This window comes from Myxococcus llanfairpwllgwyngyllgogerychwyrndrobwllllantysiliogogogochensis, from assembly GCF_006636215.1.
Taxonomy (GTDB): Bacteria; Myxococcota; Myxococcia; order Myxococcales; family Myxococcaceae; genus Myxococcus; species Myxococcus llanfairpwllgwyngyllgogerychwyrndrobwllllantysiliogogogochensis.
In genome coordinates this window covers 1-706 of the sequence record NZ_VIFM01000589.1, presented here as the reverse complement: position 1 = coordinate 706, position 706 = coordinate 1, and the positions used below count along the sequence as shown (strand labels likewise).

General features: G+C 71.4%; 1 protein-coding gene. It reads right to left on the bottom strand.

Annotation, left to right across the window (positions count from 1 at the left end):
- Positions 1–706 (bottom strand): helicase-related protein (locus tag FJV41_RS57045; RefSeq protein ID WP_181791531.1); only part of this gene is annotated, 706 nt, incomplete at both ends.

Sequence of the window (706 nt, the reverse complement as noted above, 5' to 3'; positions counted from 1 at the left end):
GAGGACAGCCGCTGCGCGGCCAGCCGGGCCACGCTGCGCTCCACCGCCACGTAGGTGGAGAAGTCGTTCACGTTGATCTTGCCGACCTGCTCGCGCGTGAAGCCCATCTCCCCGGTGAGCGCGCCCAGCACGTCGCCCGCGCGGATCTTCTCCTTGCGGCCGCCGATGATCTGGATGGTGGCCATGGGTGGCTGCAGCGGCCCGCCCGGCGCGGGCGCGAGCCCGTCCAGCGGATGCCATTCCGACGGGCGGCCCTGCAGCACCTCGATGCGGCCCACCTGCCCCATCTCGGGCAGGCTCGCGAGGCTCAGCGCCAGGCCCTCCGCGTCGGCGCGTCCGGTGCGCCCGATGCGGTGGATGTGCACTTCCGGATCGGGGGCCACGTCCACGTTGATGACGGCCTGCAGCCCGGCGATGTCGATGCCGCGCGCGGCCACGTCGGTCGCCACGAGCACGCTGCAGCTGCGGTTGGCGAACTGCACCAGCACCTGGTCGCGGTCGCGCTGCTCCAGGTCGCCGTGCAGGGCCAGGGCGCTGAAGCCCTGCGCCGCGAGCACGTCCACCAGATCGCGGCACTGCTGCTTGGTGTTGCAGAAGGCGATCGCGGATTCCGGCCGGAAGTGGTTCAGCAGCTGCGAGACGGCATGCAGGCGTTCGCGGTCCTTCACCTCGTACCAGCGCTGCTCGATCTTGCCCGCGGCATGCT